Here is a 19307-nt window from a genome sequence, read left to right as displayed (position 1 = left end):
AAGCCAATGGCAGGTATCACCGATTTTTTTCAAGAAATCATTCAAGACTTGCATACCAGCTTGTACCTTGCGATTGGCGGCTCATTAGAAGAAGACTCCCGCGATTGGCAAAGGCACGCTGTTGAGCTTGCCAGCACGGGCATTAAAATTCTGATTTTGCTGGCGGTACTCGGTTTTATCTACTGGCTCGCCATTTACATCATCAAGCACAATCATCAGCGCCTACACTTTAACGACCGCCGCGCCAAGATTGCCCGCTCATTTTTGCGTTATGTGTGGATTGTCGCCAGTCTAATTGCGGTCATGAGTCAAATCAATATCGAACCCGCCACCATCAAAGCGACCGCCAAAGCGAGCATTTGGGCAGGGATTTATTATGTGCTGTGGACGTCTTCAGGGCATATTATCCATCGTGTGCTGCAACATTACGGACTGAGCGCTTCTATCGAGCAGCTGTTAAAAAACATTCTCTCCGTGCTTATCTTAGTCTTAGGACTTGCCAGCGTGATGGCGCAGTTTGGCTTTGATATTGTCTCACTGGTCGCAGGTTTGGGAATTGTCGGTTTGGCAGTCGGCTTTGCAGCGCAATCCACCCTTGCCAACTTTATCGCGGGCATTACCATTTTGCTGGAGCAGTCGTTTCAGGTGGGCGACTGGATTAACATCAATAATCGCGAGGGGCGCGTGGTGCTGATTTCTTTGCGTACCACGCATATTTTGACCCGTGACAACATCACAGTGATTATCCCCAATTCTAACGTTGCCTCCTCCGAGGTGATTAACTTAACTGCCAAAAATTTTGTGCGCTTTGATATTCGCGTACGGATTGCCTTTGAGGCCGATGTGTCCGCCGCGCGCGAGGTGATTTTAAATACGTTAAAAGACACCGAAGCGGTGCTTACCCGCCCCGAAACTTCGGCGACTATTGCCGAGATTGGTGAATACGGCGTGTATTTTATCGTGCGCTTTTGGGTCAAGCCTACGGCGGTATCACGTATGCCGAAGATTAAAGAAGGGCTGTATGAAGACATCAAAAATGGTTTTGAGGCGGCGGGCATTTCTATCCCTTATCCGCACATGCGCCTATTGATGCCAAAAGACGTGGATTATCCGATTGAGACCAAGCCCTTTGCCACCACGACAGAAGTCGTCCGCAAAAGTCGTCCTAACAACACTGACAATGCGCCAAATTTAGACAAGCCTTAACCGTCGCTTTAGCCCGCGCCAATATTTTTTGGCATTATTTTTAACTTACTTTTTCTTTGTATTTTGTTGCCAGTCTTGGTCAGTAGCCGCGTGCGCGCTATCATCATCGGTCTGCGCCTAAGCTCAGGCAAATCCAACCAAATTGTGCTAAAATTCGCTTTTATTTTCTCCCCGCATTATTGCCCCGATTGGCACAGGTATTTGTATGACAGACCCCCGCACGCCCTCTTCTTCTTTTGAGCTTATCATCACTTGTGCCGATGGCTTGGAGCTACCATTACAGACCGAGCTTGTCAGCTTTGGCATCAGTAGCGAGATTAAAAGCACTGGTCGCCTCGCGGTCACTGCCAGCCTGCGTGACTTGTACACCATTTGCCTATGGTCGCGTGTCGCCTCGCGGGTATTGATGCCCATTAAACGCCGCAATATCAATAAAGAATATGACGTCGCCGAGCAGCTGTACGGCTTGGCAAAATCGGTCGAATGGCTGGAGCAATTTTCGGTTGAAGAAACCTTTGCCATCCGTCTGTCGGTCGATAAGCGCGTGGCGGTCAATCAGCAGTTTGCCATGCTGCGTATCAAAGACGCCATCGCCGATACCTTTAATGAAGCCAGCGGTAGCCGCCCCAATGTCGATAGCCGCAATCCTGACTTTGCAATTTTTGCGACCGTCAATGACAAGCAAGCCGAGCTGTATTTGGACTTGTCAGGCACCAGTTTGCACCGCCGTGGCTACCGCGTGGCGATGACCGAAGCGCCGCTAAAAGAAAACCTTGCCGCTGCCCTGCTCTATAGCGCAGGCTGGCACAAAAAGAACGCCGACGGCACGCCGCATTACGACACGCTGGTTGACCCAATGTGCGGTTCGGGCACGTTTTTGATTGAAGCTTTGCTTATGCACTGCGACTACGCGGTGGGTATTGATAAGGCGGCGCGCCAGTTTGGTTTTTATACCTGGCAGCATCACGATGCCGAGCTGTGGGACAGTTTGGTCGAAGACGCGCAAACCCGCTTTGAAACGGCGCTCGCTAAAGTGCAAGAACACCCTGAATCGCTACCAAATGTGCTGGGCTTTGATGCCGATATCGGCGCGATTATCGCCACGCAAAAGAACCTGCTTGCTGCAGGTCTGCACGATGTCGTACCGCACATCACGCTTGAGAATCGCGCCCTTGTGCAGTTGAGCCGTCAGCTGCGCCCATTGGTCACGGCAGGCAACATCAAACGTCCGCTGATTATGACTAACCCACCATACGGTGAGCGTCTGGGCGATGAAGCGATGATTAAGCCGTTATATCAAGCGCTGGCGCTACAACTACAAGACAGCTTTACAGGCAGCGGCATCACGCCGATGCTGGGCATCCTTGCCGCGCACGTTGAGCAAGCGGACATTTTGCCGATTACCGAGCCTCAAACCCTGCGCTGCCATAACGGCGCGATTGTGGTCTATTTCCGCCACGGGGCGCTACAGATGCGCCAAAATATTCCGCTGATTGAGCGCTTTGAAAAGCGTGAGATTGAGAGCGAAGAGGCACAAGACTTTATCAATCGCTTGCAAAAAAATCTGCAACGTCTCAAAAAACAAGCAATGAAATCTGGCGTGACCAATCTGCGCATCTACGATGCCGACTTGCCTGACTTTAAAGTCGCGGTCGATATCTATGGCGACTATGTCCACGTGCAAGAGTATGCGCCACCAAAGAGCATCCCGCCTGAGACTGCCAAAAAACGCTTTAACCTTGCGCTCCTTGGCATCCGTGAAGTGCTCGGCGTCAACCGTGAGCAAGTCTTTATCAAGACCCGTGCGCGCCAATCGGGCAATGAGCAATACAGCAAACAAGGACAGGCGGACAAAAAAGGCAAGTTCCATGTGGTAAAAGAAGACAATGCCTATTTTTATGTTAACTTTACCGATTATTTAGACACAGGTCTGTTTATTGACCACCGTAATATGCGCGCGCGCATCAAGGCGGCAAGTGCCAATCAGCGCGTGCTGAACCTATTCGCCTATACCTGTACCGCCAGTATCCATGCGGCATTGGCGGGCGCAAGTCACGTCACCAGCGTCGATTTGTCACAAAACTACCTCGATTGGGGCAAGCAAAACTTTGTGTTAAACGGTATTGATATCGAGCGCCGTCACTATCAATTTATCGCCGCCGATACGTTTGAATGGATTAAAAACAACACCGAGCAATACGATGTGATTTTTATTGACCCGCCGACCTTTTCTAACTCGAAAAAGTTCCAAGGCACCTTTGATGTGCAGCGCGACCATGCAGCGCTGATTAACCGTGCGATGAACCGCCTCAGCTCAGACGGCGTGCTGTTCTTCTCGAACAACTTTACCCGCTTTGAGTTGGATGAGCGCTTGCGCCAGCGTTATGACGTGATTGATATCACACCAAAAACCATTGGTTTTGATTTTAATATTAAAAAACCGATTCACCAGAGCTTTGAGCTGCGTCACAAAGCCTAGGGCATGTCTTGCGAAACCTTTTGTTATAAAAAAGCGCGTTGCAAAAAGTACATTGTTTGGTACATCAAAGTCATATATGTTACAAAGGATGGTGACCTAATCATTGTGTGATTGGGTCATTTTTATAGTTTTCTATAATAATATCGCAGTGCCTCAACACTGACGCTAACATTCATTCTAATAACAAAGGTTCAATTATGGCTTTATCATTAAACAAAGGCGGCAACCTCTCACTAACCAAGACCGACCCTAATCTAACCAAACTGCTGGTCGGCTTGGGCTGGGATGAGCGCGCAACCTCGGGTGCGGAGTTTGACCTTGATGCCAGCGTGTTTTTGCTGAGCAATGCAGGCAAGGTGCGCGGCGACCATGATTTTATTTTTTATAATCAATTAAAATCTGACAATGGCGCGGTTGAGCATACAGGCGATAATCGCACAGGCGAAGGCGATGGTGATGATGAAGTCATCAAGGTCAATCTGACCCAAGTGCCCAGCGATGTGGACAAAATCGTGGTCACCGTGACCATTCACGAAGCGGCAGCACGTAACCAAAACTTTGGTCAAGTGGCGAACGCCTTTATCCGTGTGGTCAATGAAGAAACAGGTACGGAAGTGGTACGCTTTGATTTGGCAGAAGACTACTCGGTCGAGACCGCGATGGTCTTTGGTGAAGTGTATCGTCACAATGGCGAGTGGAAATTCCGCGCCGTGGGTCAAGGGTATTCAGGCGGCTTACAAGCCATGTGTCATCAATATGGCGTAGATATTTAATGCTTAAAAAATGACTGAGCATTTAGTGTCAAACGACGTTCTATCAAGATTATCGTTGCTCATGTTATTTGGCACAAACGCCCCCATTATAGGTGTATTGTTTTAACGGTTAAAGCGTGTTGATGCACGCTTTAATTGTGTTCACTACTGCTCATCTGCTATACCCACTGCTGATTTGTAAGCGCTTAATAACGCAGCTAAATTTGACAGTGCGCGGGTCTGAGTCTGACTCTCTCTCGTTTTACACCATCTTATAGGATATGTCATGAGGCATTTTTATTTAGACTTTATCTTTACCGCGATTGCCCTGATTGTGGCGTCATGGTGGGGATATTCACACGGCGGCATTGGTGGGCTGATTTCAGCGCTGTCGATTACCGCAATTTTGGCAGTGATGGAAATCTCACTGTCCTTTGATAACGCGGTCGTCAACGCCTCGGTGCTCAAGCACTGGGATCATTTTTGGAAAATGATTTTCTTAACCGTCGGTATTTTAATCGCCGTCTTTGGTATGCGTTTGGTCTTCCCGATTGTCATCGTTGCCGTCACTGCCGACATGGGCATGATGGAAGTTATCAATCTGGCGCTGTATGAGCCGACTGAATATTCTGCCAAACTGATGGCGCACCATGCGGAGATTTCGGCATTTGGTGGTATTTTCTTGCTGCTGGTGTTCTTAAACTTTGTTTTTGATGACAAAGACGTGCATTGGTTTGAGTGGTTAGAAAGCCGCCTTGCTAAGCTGGGCAAGGTCGATGCCATGAGCGTGTTTGTGGCGCTGATTGTATTGATGATTGCAGTCTCACAGGCGGCTACGGAGCAAGCAAGCGCCGTACTTATTGCGGGCGTTTGGGGTATTTTGGTCTACCTTGGTGTGCAAGTGGTGTCAGGTATGCTGGAAGGCGACCTTGAAGAAGAACTAGAAGCCGAAGAATCTGGTAATGCGGGCGCGGCGACCAGCGCGATTATGAAAGGCGGTATCATTGGTTTCTTATACCTAGAAATCTTAGATGCGTCGTTCAGTTTTGATGGTGTGATTGGCGCGTTTGCCATTACCAATGACGTGATTATCATCATGTTGGGTCTGGCGATTGGTGCGATGTTCGTACGTTCAATGACCATCTTTTTGGTGGACAAAGGCACGCTGGACGAGTTTATTTACCTTGAGCACGGCGCGCACTACGCTATTGGCGCACTTGCTATCATCATGCTGCTGTCGGTCAAATTCCACGTCCCTGAGCTGATTACTGGTCTGATTGGTATTGCCTTTATTGGCTTAGCACTATGGGGCTCGCTCAAGCACCGCAAAAAAGAAGCTGCACTGCTTAAAGAGTAAGGCAGATTACGTAACATCATTTATAGCAAGCCATTACAATCGTGATGGCTTGTTTTTTTATGCGCGTTTTTGGGATTTTGCTGCCCTTACGTCCATATTCGGTTACAATCACTCGCAATCAATCATTAGGGCACAGGCGCTGTATCGGCGCTGCCTTTTTGCGTCCTAGTAACATCATGAGTGATATGACTATGCAACAGATTCTTGATGATATTGCCAAGCAAATGGCAAAAGAGACCGAACGTGGTAAGGTCGCCAACTATATCCCGCAGCTTGCGCACATTGACCCCAATCAGTTTGGTATCGCAGTTGCCACCCCCGATGGCAAAATGTATGCTGCAGGCGATGCCGATACGCTGTTTTCGATTCAAAGTATCTCTAAGGTATTTACCTTAACCATTGGCCTTGGCAAGTTGGGTGATGCCCTATGGACGCACGTGGGCCGCGAGCCATCAGGTGACCCATTTAACTCGATTATGATGCTCGAGCACGAATCAGGTCGCCCGCGCAATCCGTTTATCAACGCTGGTGCGATTGCGGTGGTGGACGCCATCATGATGGGACATGAGCCAAAAGCGGTATTGGGTGAGATTTTGCAATTTGTACGCTTTATCGCCGATGACGATACCATCAGCTTTGACCACAAGGTCGCCGCCTCAGAGATGGCGCACAAAGACCGCAATGCCTCGCTTGCCCATTTTATGAAATCCTTTGGTCGTCTCAAGCACGATGTAGACAAGGTATTGGGCACGTACTTTCACCAATGCTCTATTGCCATGAGCTGCCGTCAGTTGGCACGTGCGGGGCTGTTTTTGGTCTCTAATGGTGTCAACAATCACACAGGGGTGCGCGTGATTAATGCCCAGCGTTCACGACGCATTAACTCCTTAATGATGATGTGCGGGCATTATGACGGCTCAGGTGAGTTTGCCTATCGTGTCGGACTACCTGGCAAAAGTGGGGTCGGCGGCGGGATTTTGACCGTTGCACCAGGTAAAGGCGCCATTGCCGTATGGTCGCCTGGTCTTGACCATGTCGGCAACTCAAAGCTTGGCTCTATGGCGCTTGAGATGTTCGTCCAAGAGACAGGCTGGTCAGTATTTGGTAACTAAAAAGCGCCCGAATCTATCGCCTTTTCATCGCAATATAAGTAATGCGTAACAGGACAAAATTCGCCTTGCGTCCCCTCGCCCTGCTTAGTATAGTAAAGCGTCACCGAAGTGATACCTTTTACCAAATGGCTATTGGACAGCTAAAAAGGAATGCATGCGGTGTAAGATTGTACGATTTTGTGTTTTTGGGCAAGAGACACAGTCCTTTGTCCACCATTCAATAACGATTAAGGATACAACCATGGCTATCAGCTTAACCAAAGGCGGCAACGTCAACCTATCAAAAGAAGCCCCAGGCTTAACCAATATCACTGTTGGTTTGGGTTGGGACCCACGTGCCACCGACGGTCAAGACTTTGATTTGGACGCAATTGGCTTTTTGCTAAACGATGCAGGCAAAGTGCGTAATGACCAAGACTTTATCTTTTTTAACAATCTAAAATCTGACAACGGCGCAGTCGAGCACACAGGCGACAACCGTACTGGCGAAGGCGACGGCGATGATGAACAAATTAAAGTCAACCTAGCGAGCGTGCCTGCGGATGTGAACAAAGTCGCTATCTGCGCCATCATCTATGAAGGCCAAAGCCGCAACCAAAACTTCGGTCAAGTTAGCGACGCGTATATCCGTATCGTCAATGACAATGGCAACAGCGAAATCGCCCGCTATGACCTATCAGAAGACAGCAGCACCGAGACCGCAATGATTTTTGGTGAGTTGTATCGCCACAATGGCGATTGGAAATTCCGCGCTGTTGGTCAAGGCTTTAACGGCGGTCTAGGTCCATTAGCGGCTTCTTATGGCGTGAATGTGTAATCCTACCGATACGCTTTAGATAAATATACGATTTTTTATGCGTATATTGTCTGATACAGAGGTGCATGGACGGTTCAGCATTATTGGCATTTGCCTAAAATGACTGCGGTTCTGCACCTCTTTTTTTGTATGGCGTATAGTAGTAATACCTTGCTTTATTATTTATTTTGCTGATGATTGAACTTGATATAAGGATGGCGTAGTTATGGCGGCGACATTTAGCTTGATTGGCACGATTGAGCCTTTTTTGCATTGTAACCTACAGCGTGGCGATTCGATTTATTGCGAAGCCAATGCGATGGTGATGATGGAATCGAACCTTGAGCTAAAAGGCAAGCTGCAAGGCGGTATCATGCAATCCTTGATGCGCCGTTTTGCCAATGACGAATCACTATTTCAACAAGAGATTGAAGCGGTACATGGCGAAGGCGATTGTCTACTCGCCCCGACTTTAGATGGTGACATGCAAATCATTGAGGTCGGCGCGCAGCAATATACGCTAAGTGACGGTGCGTTTGTCGCCGCGCAACAAGGCGTACAGGTCAATGCCAATATCCAGCGAAATCTTGGCGGGGCGGTATTCGGTGATACTGGCGGCTTTGTGGTGATGCAAACCCAAGGTAAGGGACAGCTTGTGGTATCAGGCTTTGGCTCACTGTTTGAGATTGAGGTGACGCCTGATAAAGACGTGATTATTGACAATGGTCACGTCGTCTGCTGGGACTCAAACCTTGATTATCGCTTGGCAGTCTCGACCAGTAAGAAAAAAGGCTTTATGGGCAATATCATCAATTCTGTCACCAGCGGCGAAGGCATGGTACTGAATTTTTCAGGCAAAGGTAAAGTCATCATCTGCTCACGCAACCGCGACAGCTATCAAGGCTGGTTACAAAGCATCTTGGGCAGCAGCTCAGGCGGACGCGGCGGTAATGGCGGCTTTTTAAACCAAGTACTATAGCGCACTATTTCTAAACAATAACTATGTATTATAAGGACAGACATCATGGCAGTCAGTTTGCAAAAAGGACAAAAAATTTCGTTAAGTAAAGAAGCAGGCGGCGACCTAACCAAAGTCAAACTCGGACTGGGTTGGGACGTGGCAGGCGCATCAGACAAACAAGGCGGCGGCTTTTTGGGCAAGCTTTTTGGTGGCGGTGGCGGTAAATCTATTGATTTGGACGCCTCATGCATCATGTTTGATGCAAGTAAACAAGTGGTTGACACCATTTGGTTTGGGCAGCTGAATTCCAACGACGGCAGCATCACCCACACAGGCGACAACCGTACTGGCGATGGTGACGGTGATGACGAAGTGATTAATGTTGATTTGTCACGCGTACCTGCCAATGTGACGTCGCTGGTGTTTACCGTCAACAGCTTTACGGGTCAGACCTTTGACAGCGTTGCCAATGCATTTTGCCGCTTGGTCAATGCCAATAACAATCAAGAGGTGGCTCGCTACAACCTATCGGCGCAAGGCAGTCACACGGCGATGATTATGGCAAAAGTCTATCGTCATAATAACGAATGGAAAATGCACGCCATCGGCGAAACCGCAAAGGGGCGCACGTTCCATGATTTGATGCCTGCGGTCACACCGCACGCTTAATCGCCTTATTTTAAATTAGGTCATCACCAAAAAGCCCGCTAAGACAGCGGGCTTTTCTTATGCTTAATAAGAGTAATGTAGAGCAATCACGCGTTATTTTCTGCCGCGCTTCCACTGAAAGCCCCAGCCAAACGCCTTATCCATCTCTTGGTGCCCTGAAAAATAGCGATTGATACGCTCGACATTGATGCTGCCGTTTTGGTTAACCAAGCGGGCAATGGCGCACATGGGCATGTTGCCCGCGCCTTCGGTCAAGCGCGTCTCAATCGGTGGCTGCTCAGGTACGTCAATGGTCACCACGCCATCGGTTTTTGCCCAGTTGGGCACACCTTGATAAATAAAGGCAAAAATAAACACTTCTTTAATATTCGCCCACTCTGCCCCGTTAATGTCCAGCCATTCGCCCGTTTTGTTTTGTCCTGTACGGTCATCGGCACGCAAACACACATACGGCGGCGCGTTTAACTGCCCAAAACGGTCGCCAAGTGCCTGAATCAACGTTTTTTCGCCATTAGCCAGATGTACCATTGCACCGACATCCAAATCAATATTTTGCCCTTTACTCTGATGCTGACTGAATAAGTCAGAGAGCAGGCCTCTTTTGGGCGCAGGGCTGCTGTTTTGATTACCCGTATCGCCCTGCTGATTCCAGTTGAGGTTGACTGCGATTTTGCCAAAGTTGTCACGTTTTTTTAGGTTAATGCTCGATTGCGACTTGGTTAGGCTAATTTTATTAAGATTCACACTACTTGGCGCAGCGCTCGGTATTGGCGGCGGTGTGGGCGCACTGTTTTGGTTTTGAGCGGCTTGGCTGGGCGCGTCATCGGCAATCTCAACCCCAAAGTGCTCGGACAATGGCTTGAGTCCGCCGTTAAACCCTTGGGCGATAAAGCGAAATTTCCACGCCCCTTGACGGCGGTAGCACTCGGCTAAAATGATGGCTTTTTCATCCCGTCCTGCCGCAGGCAACGTGGCAGTAAGCAGCTGTTGATTGCCTACAAACACTTGAATATCAACATCGCCAATGTGTGATAAGGGCTTGTCGTTTGAAAAGGCTAAGGCAATTTTTTCAATTGCAGCAGGCTGCGCGGGCAAATTGATATCAAAAAAACCATCGCTGTCATGACCACGAAACGAAACGCTGCCATCATCGCTGCGCGTTTGCCCATAAAAAATCATGTCGCCATCCCCGCGCACTTGTCCTGTTGCCGCAAGGCGGTAAGCGGCGCAATCAATCGGTGCATTGCTCATGATGCGTACGCTGATATTGTCGGTCGGTAACGGTGCGTTTGCCCCTGCAATCAAGGTTTGGCTCATGGTGGGTTCCTGTGGTTATCAAATAATCGTTATTGAGTAAAAAAAGCGTGTTATAAACATAACGATATCGCCATCAGGGTGCAAGACAAATACCGCAAAATTATTGCTACTTATTCATACAATAAGGTCACTGAGCGCGCGTATTGACGATAAAATGTACGCGCTGCGTACTTCGCAGTTCTCTCTCTATCTTAATGATTGCGGGCACTTGGGCAAGCTGCTACTATCGTGCCTACAAAACACTTGTGCTCAATTTTTTATAATCAATGGATGATCATTTTATGGATGATTCTGCTGCTATGACAACACGACCTGCCGTTTGGCTCGCTGAAGGACAGTCTAGCCAGCGCGATATGCTGCACAGCTTACAACGACTAAAGACGCAAACGGCCGCAGACTTTGAGATTATCGCCTCGCACCGTAGCGAACGTCCTGAGATTTTTGAGTTCGCAGATACCGTCTATTATGAGCCGACCGACGACACGCCGCGGTGGCAATTCGTGCTGGATAAAGCCCGTGCACACAATGTCAAAGTACTGCTAACAGGGCGCAATGGCGATGAGTACGAGGCCGAGCGTGCTACTTTTGAAGCAGCAGGTATTCGTCTGCTCACAGGGGCATTGTCTGTAAAGGACTTGGCAGCTATTGATGATAAATTTGCCTTTACCCAGCGCTGTCAGACGGCGGGCATTCCTGTGGCCGACGGCTGGCGCTTTGACAATATCAACGAGCTGAAAAATTTATTAGAAAAGCACGGTCACCAGCCGCTATGTGTCAAGCCAATCGTGGGGATTTTTGCGCAAGGGTTTTGGCGTTTGGACAATGCGCGTGCGCCCCCTGAGCGTTGGGACAGCTTTGAGCATCTATATCATACGGACAATAAAAAAATCACTACCGAGCAATTTATTAACGCCTATCAAAACAGCGCCATGGTACAGGAGCGCCCCATTCCGATGCTGCTGATGCCGCACTTAAACGGGCAAGAGTACTCTATTGATATGGTCTGTGAGGCAGGCAAGGTGCTGGCGGCAATCACGCGTCATAAGACGGGCAAAATCCAGCACGTTGGCTATGATGAATCCGTGATGGCGGTCGTTCAGCCATTGATTAATGAGTTTGGCTGTGATGGTATTGTGAGCGTACAAACCAAGGCGGATGACGCGGGTCGCCATCATGTGCTGGAGATTAACAGTCGCCCCTCTGGCGGTATCGGCTACACCACGCATAGTGGCCTAGACTTGACGCAAGTGGGCTTTGGCTATTGGCTGGGACTGATGGACAAGCCCACGCTGGAGATGGCGCAAGCGGCTATCACCCCCTGCCAAGTGCGCCCAATTATGATGAGTGTGCAGATATAAGCCTTTTGTGCACTGACCTTTTGCGCCACGCAACCATACTTAAAACTGAACGCTCAAAACTTAAGGACAGTGATGTCATCTACGTTTCGAAACATTGCGGTACTCATTGATGCTGATAATACCTCAGCGCAGTGTATTGCCCCTGTTTTGAAAAAGATTGCGACGCTCGGACACATCGCCTGTAAAAAAATATACGGCGATTGGCGTGATGAGCACATTCGCGGATGGCAAGCGGCGCTACTCACGCACGCTATCGAGCCGATGCAGCATTTTGCCTATGTCAAAGGTAAAAATACGACCGATATCGGCATGGTGATTGAAGCTATGGATATGCTGCATGATGGCAGCTACGATGCGTTTTGTTTGATATCGAGCGACAGCGATTTTACTGCCTTAGCACTGCGTATCCGCAAACAGGGCGCAGCAGTTTTGGGCTTTGGCAAGCAAAGCACCGTGCCTGCGTTTGTACAAGCGTGCGATAGCTTTTATTATCTTGAGACTTTGATGAACCCTGCGGCGCCTGCTACCGAAATACTGCCCACTGTTCAAACGGTGGTCAACCAAACAGCAAGCAAAGTCGCTGTGCCAACGACCTTATCAAAGCCCAAGCCGATAGAACAAGTCAGCCAAAAGCGTTGGAGCAGCTCAGAATTACAAACCCAAACGCATCTCATCGGATTGCTGAACAAGCTATTAAAAGAGAACCCGCAAGCCAAGGGTAACTGGTCACACTTATCTTATATCATCAGTCAAATAAAACAGCATCACAAAAATGTGAAGCTCGAAAAATACGGCTATGCCAAGTCATCGGATTTGATTCGTGCCATTGGCTTATATGATGTACAAATGGTGGATAACACACTGTGTATGCGGTTAAAAGATAGCGCAGCTGTGCTAGCGCCAACACAGCAGCAAAAACAAGCCAGCAGTACACTGCCCTCTACACCATGGCGAGCGCAGCAACTAAGGTGTGACACCAAGCTACTAAACAGCTTACGTCGTGCGGTAGCCAGTCAGCCTCATTATGATGACCAGCGCTGGGTGAATTTTGGCGTGGTCGGCAAACGTGTTAAAGACTACTATCCAGCATTTTGTCCGAGCGATTATGGCTACAATAAATTGATTGATATTGTCAAGGCGGTGGGTCTGTTTGAAACCAAAACGGTCGATTCAACGCTCTATGTTCGCCTTATCAAAGCATAATACATTTTTTATAACTTTTTATGAGACCCTCACTACTAATGAGTCATCACGCTACAGACAACATCCCCACCCAGCACCAAGTCACCTTACCACGTGGGACATTACAGCTGTCCTACCGTATTTGCGAGCCTGTAGGCACAACGAGCACGCCATATCAGCTCAGTGATTTGCTCGGTTTTGCCCAGCGTATCAACCCAAAGCGCGCGTTTTTATTCGTCTCTAAGGTTTTAGGGCGGCATATCCCTGTTGCGCCCAGTACCATGCGCCGCAGCTTTACCGATTTGGCAGACGCGATTCCTGACAATCTGCCCGAGCCAATTGTGGTCGTCGGTATGGCGGAGACGGCTGTGGGCTTGTCTGCTGGCGTACACAGCGCCCTACAAACCCGCTATCCCAATGCCTTGTTATTAAACTCAACCCGCCACGCGCAGGCGGACGCGACCTTGCTTACCACCTTTAGTGAAGACCACAGTCACGCCAGCCGCCATTTGCTGTACCAAAGCAATGACTCAGAGGTGCAAAAGCAGCTCCTTGCCAGCAAGACCTTGATTATGATCGATGACGAAGCCTCAACAGGCAACACCTGCATCAATGTGGTCAATGCACTGCGCGTAGCTGGGCTTGAGCAGTTAGCGCAAGTCCATTTAACCACGTTGGTCGATTGGTCGCTGGGACAGGCGACAATGGATGAAGTATTGGCGGATAAGCTTGCGGGCATTGCCTTTCATCGCCATCATCTATTGTCAGGCGCATGGCAATGGCAAGATGCGCCCAACCCGCCCGCCATCACCATGCCGAGCGTAGATACCACTGATGCAGGCAGTCAGCCGCTATTGCCGACGGGTATTTGGGGACGCTTGCCAACCTATGACAGCCGCGCTGGGTTTCAGGCGTATTTGGCAGCGTTTCAGACACGATTTGCCGAGTATATTGGAAATACATCGTTTAATAGTGCCAAATTGCCTGAGCGTGTGTTGGTGTTGGGCAGTAATGAGTTTGTGTGGTTACCGTTTTTATTGGCAGAATGGCTGAGCAAGCAAGCGCCCGAAAATGACGTTAAGTTCTCCGCCCTCACGCGCTCGCCCATTGCACTCGGCGGCGCGATTGAGTGTATGCTCTCGTTTCAGGACAATTATGGTCTTGGCATGACCAACTTTGTGTACAACGTCGACCCTAAGGCATGGGACTTGATTGTCCTATGTATCGAGACGCCGCTCGATAGTGTCGATGCGCTGTGGGCTGGTTTAGACAATGTTCTGGTGGTGAGTCCCGCTGCGCAAATTGCGGATAAATAATGATAAGGAATCACGGCGCTATGACGTCATTTTTTACCCCTGATGCGACGATTATCAAGCCCTATGCGCTGATGGATTTAGATGATACTTTGTTTCAAACCATGCGTAAGATTAAGGCGTGGGACATTCCAACCACCACCACTGATGATTTGGTGTGCGCTTCGGTCAACCGCGAGGGCGAGCCGCTCAGCTTTATGAGCGCAAGGCAAGCAGCATTTTTTAATTGGCTACTGCACAGCACCGAGCTGGTGGTAGTGACAGCGCGGGATATCAGCGAGATTCAGCGCGTGAAATTGCCCTTTGATAGCTGGCAGGTGCTGACGCATGGCGCGGTGATTATGACGCCTGAGCATACGCCACTGAGCACGTGGGCTACGCACATGCACAGTATGCTAGCAGCGCTACAGGATACCCTCTGTACAATCCAAACGCATTTGCAAAGAGTACAACCCACGCTGCGTGTACGTGTACACCGTGATAGTTTTAATGATAAGACACTGGCGATTTATATTTCTATCAAGCATCCTGACAAAGACCATGCGGCGTTAGAGACATTGGCACAAACCTTGCCACAGCAGATAGATAACTTTGCCCAAGATTTTTATGTCCATGTAAATGCCAATAACTTGGCTATTTTGCCGCACGCGGTGCATAAAAAGCACGCAGTCACGTTTTTATTAGACCATCATTTCGATGCGCGCCGCCCGAGCTTTGGCTTTGGTGACAGCTTGGCGGATGTGCCTTTTTTACAATGTCTTGACTGGTATGGCACGCCCAGCCGTGGGCAGCTACATGAGCATATTACCGCGTCATTGGCACATTGACGCACTAAATAGTAACGCATTAATTTTACCCCGACTTTACGAGTGTTTGCCATGACGACTGCCCCATCCGCTACCCCATCGCTGCCATTATCTGGCTACGGCTCAGGCAGCTATCCTGAGATGGACGTGACGCTGCTGCTGGATATCGTTGATAAAGACGCCGTCAATGATGTGCCTGTCGATGAAAAAGAAGCCTTAATCCAAAGCGGGCAGCGCCATTATTCAGACATGCTGACTTTAGAAGACGCCCCAAGCGCGGCGCATGAGGCGTTGTACCAAGAAGCGCTGGCGGCTGGCGGCGAGCGCATGGCAACCGATATTGCCCATCTGGCGCATACCTTGCATCATCTTTTTGCCGCTGAGGCTAACGCGCAGACGCCGCTCATTTTAATCAGCTTGGTGCGTGCAGGTTTGCCCGTTGGCGTGCTGCTGCAACGGGCACTCAGTGACGCTAGCGCAGATTATGCTTTGCCCAGTATTCATTACGGCATGAGCATCATCCGCGACCGTGGTTTGGACGCGAATGCGTTGGCGCAAATCTTAGCGCAACATCAAGGCAGCAAGCTCGTATTCGTCGATGGCTGGACAGGCAAAGGCGCGATTTATGGCGAGCTGGCACGCAGTCTTGCGCCGTATAATACAGACACGCACCCACATTTTGCCGCAATTTTTCATCAAGGCGCGGGCGTTGTGCCGTTATTAACCTTAGCTGACCCTGCAGGTGTGGCGTGGCTGTCCGCAAGCGATGATGATTGGCTGATACCTTCAGGACTGCTCAACAGCACGGTATCAGGGCTGGTATCGCGCAGTTTATATACCGCGCCCGAAACTGGCCTACACCGTGCGGTAATGTATGATAATCTGATGGCGCATGACCATAGCCTTGCTTTCATTGAGCATGTCGATGCGCTACGGCCAGCATCAAGTGAGGCCTTGCACGTACTGCCCACATATCAGCGGCCGCGCTACAGCACTGCCGCGATTGTCAACGCCATTGCGACCGAGCAGCAGATTGACAATCTGAATCGCATCAAGCCGACCATCGCTGAGGCGACGCGTGCTATCTTGCGCCGTGACCCTGAGCAAGTGCTGCTGGCGAGCGCCGAGCATCCTGATACCAAGCTACTGCGGTATTTATGTATTGAGAAAAACATCAGCATGCATATCGCGGGTACAGATATTTTGCCGTATCAAGCCATCACGATTATCAAGGCTCGTGCTACTGAGTAACATAGAGCGAGCGATAGTATTTTTTTGTTTTATTGACCTACGAGTCCACCGTCTATGATGTCAGAGCTTTCTTTTTCGACTTTTAGTCATCCACAGTCCTATCTTCATCATGTGACCGAGCGTCATGACATCATTCGTGCCGAGGCGCATCACCCCTATCAGCTGGGGGCAAGTCTATACATGCCTGCGACACGTGGGGATATTTGGCAAGTAATTACCCGTAAAAAACTGACCAGCATCAACAGCATTATTATTTGCTTAGAAGATGCTGTGTCACAAGCAGACGTCCCCTATGCGCTGGCACAGCTCTCAGAGCTATTAGCAACATGGGCAGAATATCATGAGGTCAATGGTGTCATTAGCAGCCGACCCTTGGTCTTTGTGCGTCCGCGCCACCCTGCGATGCTACAAACACTGGCTGAGCATCGTCATATCGGCTTGGTCGATGGCTTTGTTTTGCCCAAAGTCGATATGTCACGGCTGTCTGATTGGCGTATTGCTTGCCAAAATCTGCCATCAAAGCAGCTACTTATGCCAACGCTTGAAACCGCTGCTCTATTTGATGCCGAGCACAATCAAAACCTAGCGATTGCTTTTAAAGAAGCCTTCAGCCAGCCTATTTTTGCGCTGCGTATTGGCGGTAATGACTTGCTAGCGACCTTGCGTCTGCGCCGCCCAAAAGACAGTATTATGTATCAGACGCCGATTGGCACATTGATATACGGACTGCTCGGCTGCTTTGTGCCGCATGGTTTTTATTTAACCGCGCCTGTATTTGAGTATTTGGACAAGCCAACGCTGTTTATGCAGGAGTTGACGCAGGATGTTAGCTTGGGATTGGTGGGCAAGACAGTCATTCACCCAACGCAGATTGCCTTTGTACATCAAGCCTTTGCCGTACCCATGAGTACGCTTGATGAAGCCAAAGCCATTTTGGACAGTGAAGCCAAAGCGGTGTTTAAGTTTAATGACACCATGCTTGAGCCTGCCACGCATCGCGCATGGGCGTTCGAGATTATTGAGCGCGCCAAAGTCTTTGGTACGCTCGATGATTATAGTGCGCCGCAAGCCTATTAAGTGGAAAAAGTGATGCTTCCGCACACCGCCTGCTATTGCTAATAATAAAAGCGCTTAAGTGGGCACTTTGACACAATATTCTAAAAAATGGCGGAGCAGCTTGTTCACCTGATCAGGCGCTTCTACCGTCACTGTGTGCCCCGCTTTATGGATGATAGCGAGCTTTGAGCCTGCAATGGCAAAATGCATACGCTCAGAGTTTTTATACGGAATGGCATTGTCCTCATCACCCACGACAATCAGCGTGGGTGTTTGCACTTTGCCCAGTTGCCCATAAATGCCTTTACGTTTGATCGCCCCTTGCGCCGCTTTAATCACGCCCACCTTATGATTGCCTTGGATTTGCTTAAGCCACCATTGGCATTCTTCTTTACGTGTGCGGTCTTTTAAATAGCTCTCACTAAATAAAACAGGCAGAATTTTTCTGCTCACCCGCTTTACACCAAGCCAGCGCACGGCATTGATTAAGCGCTGATAATTGACAATGTGGGTGGGGTCTTCAGGATCGGCGGTGGTCTCAAGCAATATAAGAGAGGATAAGCGTTTGGGATGAAAAATGGCAATACGCTGCGCAACAAAACCGCCCATCGACAGACCCACAAAATGACACTGCTTAATATGTAATGCATCCATCAGAGCGATGGTATCTTCGGTCAGCGTCTCCATGTCGTAGCCATCTTTGGTAATCTCAGATTTGCCCTGACCCCGAAAGTCAAAGGCAATGCAGCGAAAGGTGTCACGAAAATACGCCACTTGTTTGTCATACATGCGCGTGCTCCAAAGCAGTCCATGCGCAAACATCAATATGGGCTTGGTCGTATCGTCAGGTGCACTGTCCTCAAAGTAGAGATTGGCACCATTTACGGTAATGTATGGCATAACGCATCCTTTATCTTTATCAGTAAAAAGTCATTACCACGCAGTAATAAGCCGTATGATTTTGTTCTGTGACCTTCCGCTGTCCGTTATTTACTGCGCTACGTGTTTATTATATAAATTTTCTTAACTATCTAAACGACTACTTAGCATAGCCCAAGCGTTTAGTTTTTAGTAGGCGGCAACGTCCATATCATGTAAAAAATTTTGAACACAGTAAATCGTGGACATAAAAAAACCCATATCGTTATGATACAGGCTTTTTGTAATCTCTAACACGCCCCTATGAGTAGGTAGAACGTGGTTTGTGCTGATAAGACAACGGAAATATCTTGTCAAAAATCAGCGTAAACACGAAAGTGTACACCAAAAAGAACAGCAATAGCGCCACTTCCATCATAAAGGCTTGTGCCAAGCCAACATCATACCAAATCATATACAGCGGCAAGCAGATAACCACCAAGCCACCTTCAAAGCCAATGGCATGTATGCTGCGCGTCCATAATGTTCGCTGGATTTGCTGTTTGCGACGCTCCCACGCCTCAAAAGCCATATTGTATAAAAAGTTCCAAATGACCGCTGCCAATGACACAATGATGGCCAGCAATAAAGACGCTGAAGCATCGCCATGACTGAGCTTCATCAATATCAGGGTAGATAAGGCAATGGCAATGATTTCAAAGGTGATGACATACACGATGCGACGTTTTAATGGAGATAACATCATTAACCAAGACTCCAAAGCACTTGTTAAAAAGCGCCCAATAAAGTATCGGCCCGTCCCGAGAGATAAAA

Annotated in this window: 17 protein-coding genes; 14 read left to right on the top strand and 3 right to left on the bottom strand. The window is 49.0% G+C overall.

Going from position 1 to position 19307, the window contains the following annotated elements; all coding sequences use genetic code 11:
- The first annotated feature begins 6 nt into the window (after positions 1-6).
- The 8 genes from JIE71_RS09865 (at position 7) to JIE71_RS09830 (ending at position 9332) form a co-directional block, all read left to right on the top strand.
- Complete coding sequence (locus JIE71_RS09865) at positions 7-1206, top strand: mechanosensitive ion channel family protein (RefSeq protein WP_199508544.1); 1200 nt, start codon at positions 7-9, stop codon at positions 1204-1206.
- 205 nt (positions 1207-1411) lie between these two features.
- Positions 1412-3685, top strand: coding sequence for a bifunctional 23S rRNA (guanine(2069)-N(7))-methyltransferase RlmK/23S rRNA (guanine(2445)-N(2))-methyltransferase RlmL (gene rlmKL / locus JIE71_RS09860; protein ID WP_199508543.1), 2274 nt, complete (start codon positions 1412-1414; stop codon positions 3683-3685).
- A 197-nt stretch (positions 3686-3882) separates the two neighbouring features.
- Positions 3883-4458 (top strand): TerD family protein, encoded by a 576-nt coding sequence (locus JIE71_RS09855; RefSeq protein WP_199508542.1) that lies wholly within the window; start codon positions 3883-3885, stop codon positions 4456-4458.
- Positions 4459-4723: 265 nt separating this feature from the next.
- Positions 4724-5794 (top strand): DUF475 domain-containing protein, encoded by a 1071-nt coding sequence (locus JIE71_RS09850; protein ID WP_199508541.1) that lies wholly within the window; start codon positions 4724-4726, stop codon positions 5792-5794.
- A 191-nt stretch (positions 5795-5985) separates the two neighbouring features.
- Positions 5986-6906 carry a glutaminase gene (locus JIE71_RS09845; RefSeq protein ID WP_199508540.1) on the top strand — a complete coding sequence of 307 codons (921 nt, stop codon included), beginning with the start codon at positions 5986-5988 and terminating at the stop codon, positions 6904-6906.
- Between the two features lie 241 nt (positions 6907-7147).
- Positions 7148-7723: a TerD family protein gene (locus JIE71_RS09840; RefSeq protein ID WP_199508539.1), complete on the top strand. Its 576-nt coding sequence runs from the start codon at positions 7148-7150 to the stop codon at positions 7721-7723.
- Between the two features lie 205 nt (positions 7724-7928).
- Positions 7929-8681 (top strand): TIGR00266 family protein, encoded by a 753-nt coding sequence (locus JIE71_RS09835; RefSeq protein ID WP_199508538.1) that lies wholly within the window; start codon positions 7929-7931, stop codon positions 8679-8681.
- A 45-nt stretch (positions 8682-8726) separates the two neighbouring features.
- Complete coding sequence (locus JIE71_RS09830; RefSeq protein ID WP_199508537.1) at positions 8727-9332, top strand: TerD family protein; 606 nt, start codon at positions 8727-8729, stop codon at positions 9330-9332.
- Between the two features lie 93 nt (positions 9333-9425).
- On the opposite strand, the gene JIE71_RS09825 is transcribed toward JIE71_RS09830, so the two are convergent.
- A complete protein-coding gene (locus JIE71_RS09825) occupies positions 9426-10649 on the bottom strand; it encodes a TerD family protein (RefSeq protein WP_199508536.1) in 1224 nt (407 codons plus the stop codon).
- A gap of 281 nt (positions 10650-10930) precedes the next feature.
- Between JIE71_RS09825 and JIE71_RS09820 the strand changes: the two genes are divergently transcribed.
- From JIE71_RS09820 to JIE71_RS09795, 6 genes are all read left to right on the top strand, one after another.
- Positions 10931-12007, top strand: a complete 1077-nt coding sequence (locus tag JIE71_RS09820; protein WP_199508535.1) for an ATP-grasp domain-containing protein — start codon at positions 10931-10933, stop codon at positions 12005-12007.
- A gap of 72 nt (positions 12008-12079) precedes the next feature.
- Entirely contained in the window at positions 12080-13210 is a 1131-nt protein-coding gene (locus JIE71_RS09815; RefSeq protein ID WP_199508534.1) for an NYN domain-containing protein, read from the top strand.
- A 38-nt stretch (positions 13211-13248) separates the two neighbouring features.
- Positions 13249-14505, top strand: coding sequence for a phosphoribosyltransferase domain-containing protein (locus JIE71_RS09810; RefSeq protein WP_199508533.1), 1257 nt, complete (start codon positions 13249-13251; stop codon positions 14503-14505).
- 20 nt (positions 14506-14525) lie between these two features.
- Positions 14526-15329: an HAD hydrolase family protein gene (locus JIE71_RS09805; protein ID WP_199508532.1), complete on the top strand. Its 804-nt coding sequence runs from the start codon at positions 14526-14528 to the stop codon at positions 15327-15329.
- A gap of 51 nt (positions 15330-15380) precedes the next feature.
- The gene (locus tag JIE71_RS09800) at positions 15381-16559 is read left to right on the top strand and encodes a cysteine protease StiP domain-containing protein (RefSeq protein ID WP_199508531.1); all 1179 of its coding nucleotides are present in this window, start codon (positions 15381-15383) and stop codon (positions 16557-16559) included.
- Between the two features lie 54 nt (positions 16560-16613).
- Complete coding sequence (locus tag JIE71_RS09795) at positions 16614-17636, top strand: HpcH/HpaI aldolase/citrate lyase family protein (protein ID WP_228284633.1); 1023 nt, start codon at positions 16614-16616, stop codon at positions 17634-17636.
- A 54-nt stretch (positions 17637-17690) separates the two neighbouring features.
- Here JIE71_RS09795 and JIE71_RS09790 read toward each other — a convergent pair whose 3' ends face one another.
- Positions 17691-18515 carry an alpha/beta fold hydrolase gene (locus JIE71_RS09790; protein WP_199508530.1) on the bottom strand — a complete coding sequence of 275 codons (825 nt, stop codon included), beginning with the start codon at positions 18513-18515 and terminating at the stop codon, positions 17691-17693.
- A gap of 280 nt (positions 18516-18795) precedes the next feature.
- A complete protein-coding gene (locus JIE71_RS09785; RefSeq protein WP_228284632.1) occupies positions 18796-19239 on the bottom strand; it encodes a PACE efflux transporter in 444 nt (147 codons plus the stop codon).
- Between the last annotated feature and the right edge of the window lie 68 nt (positions 19240-19307).

The organism is Psychrobacter sp. bablab_jr014, from assembly GCF_016464015.1.
Taxonomy (GTDB): domain Bacteria; phylum Pseudomonadota; class Gammaproteobacteria; order Pseudomonadales; family Moraxellaceae; genus Psychrobacter.
This window is presented reverse-complemented; position numbering and strand designations above follow the sequence as displayed.

Bases quoted from the DNA above. Each gene is read 5' to 3' on its own strand.
- JIE71_RS09825 (WP_199508536.1), bottom strand. From the start codon at position 10,649: ATGAGCCAAACCTTGATTGCAGGGGCAAACGCACCGTTACCGACCGAC.
- JIE71_RS09830 (WP_199508537.1), top strand. From the start codon at position 8,727: ATGGCAGTCAGTTTGCAAAAAGGACAAAAAATTTCGTTAAGTAAAGAA.
- JIE71_RS09845 (WP_199508540.1), top strand. From the start codon at position 5,986: ATGCAACAGATTCTTGATGATATTGCCAAGCAAATGGCAAAAGAGACC.
- JIE71_RS09795 (WP_228284633.1), top strand. From the start codon at position 16,614: ATGATGTCAGAGCTTTCTTTTTCGACTTTTAGTCATCCACAGTCCTAT.
- JIE71_RS09805 (WP_199508532.1), top strand. From the start codon at position 14,526: ATGACGTCATTTTTTACCCCTGATGCGACGATTATCAAGCCCTATGCG.
- JIE71_RS09820 (WP_199508535.1), top strand. From the start codon at position 10,931: ATGGATGATTCTGCTGCTATGACAACACGACCTGCCGTTTGGCTCGCT.
- JIE71_RS09800 (WP_199508531.1), top strand. From the start codon at position 15,381: ATGACGACTGCCCCATCCGCTACCCCATCGCTGCCATTATCTGGCTAC.
- JIE71_RS09835 (WP_199508538.1), top strand. From the start codon at position 7,929: ATGGCGGCGACATTTAGCTTGATTGGCACGATTGAGCCTTTTTTGCAT.
- JIE71_RS09815 (WP_199508534.1), top strand. From the start codon at position 12,080: ATGTCATCTACGTTTCGAAACATTGCGGTACTCATTGATGCTGATAAT.
- JIE71_RS09840 (WP_199508539.1), top strand. From the start codon at position 7,148: ATGGCTATCAGCTTAACCAAAGGCGGCAACGTCAACCTATCAAAAGAA.
- JIE71_RS09785 (WP_228284632.1), bottom strand. From the start codon at position 19,239: ATGATGTTATCTCCATTAAAACGTCGCATCGTGTATGTCATCACCTTT.
- JIE71_RS09855 (WP_199508542.1), top strand. From the start codon at position 3,883: ATGGCTTTATCATTAAACAAAGGCGGCAACCTCTCACTAACCAAGACC.
- JIE71_RS09790 (WP_199508530.1), bottom strand. From the start codon at position 18,515: ATGCCATACATTACCGTAAATGGTGCCAATCTCTACTTTGAGGACAGT.
- JIE71_RS09865 (WP_199508544.1), top strand. From the start codon at position 7: ATGGCAGGTATCACCGATTTTTTTCAAGAAATCATTCAAGACTTGCAT.
- JIE71_RS09850 (WP_199508541.1), top strand. From the start codon at position 4,724: ATGAGGCATTTTTATTTAGACTTTATCTTTACCGCGATTGCCCTGATT.
- rlmKL (WP_199508543.1), top strand. From the start codon at position 1,412: ATGACAGACCCCCGCACGCCCTCTTCTTCTTTTGAGCTTATCATCACT.
- JIE71_RS09810 (WP_199508533.1), top strand. From the start codon at position 13,249: ATGAGTCATCACGCTACAGACAACATCCCCACCCAGCACCAAGTCACC.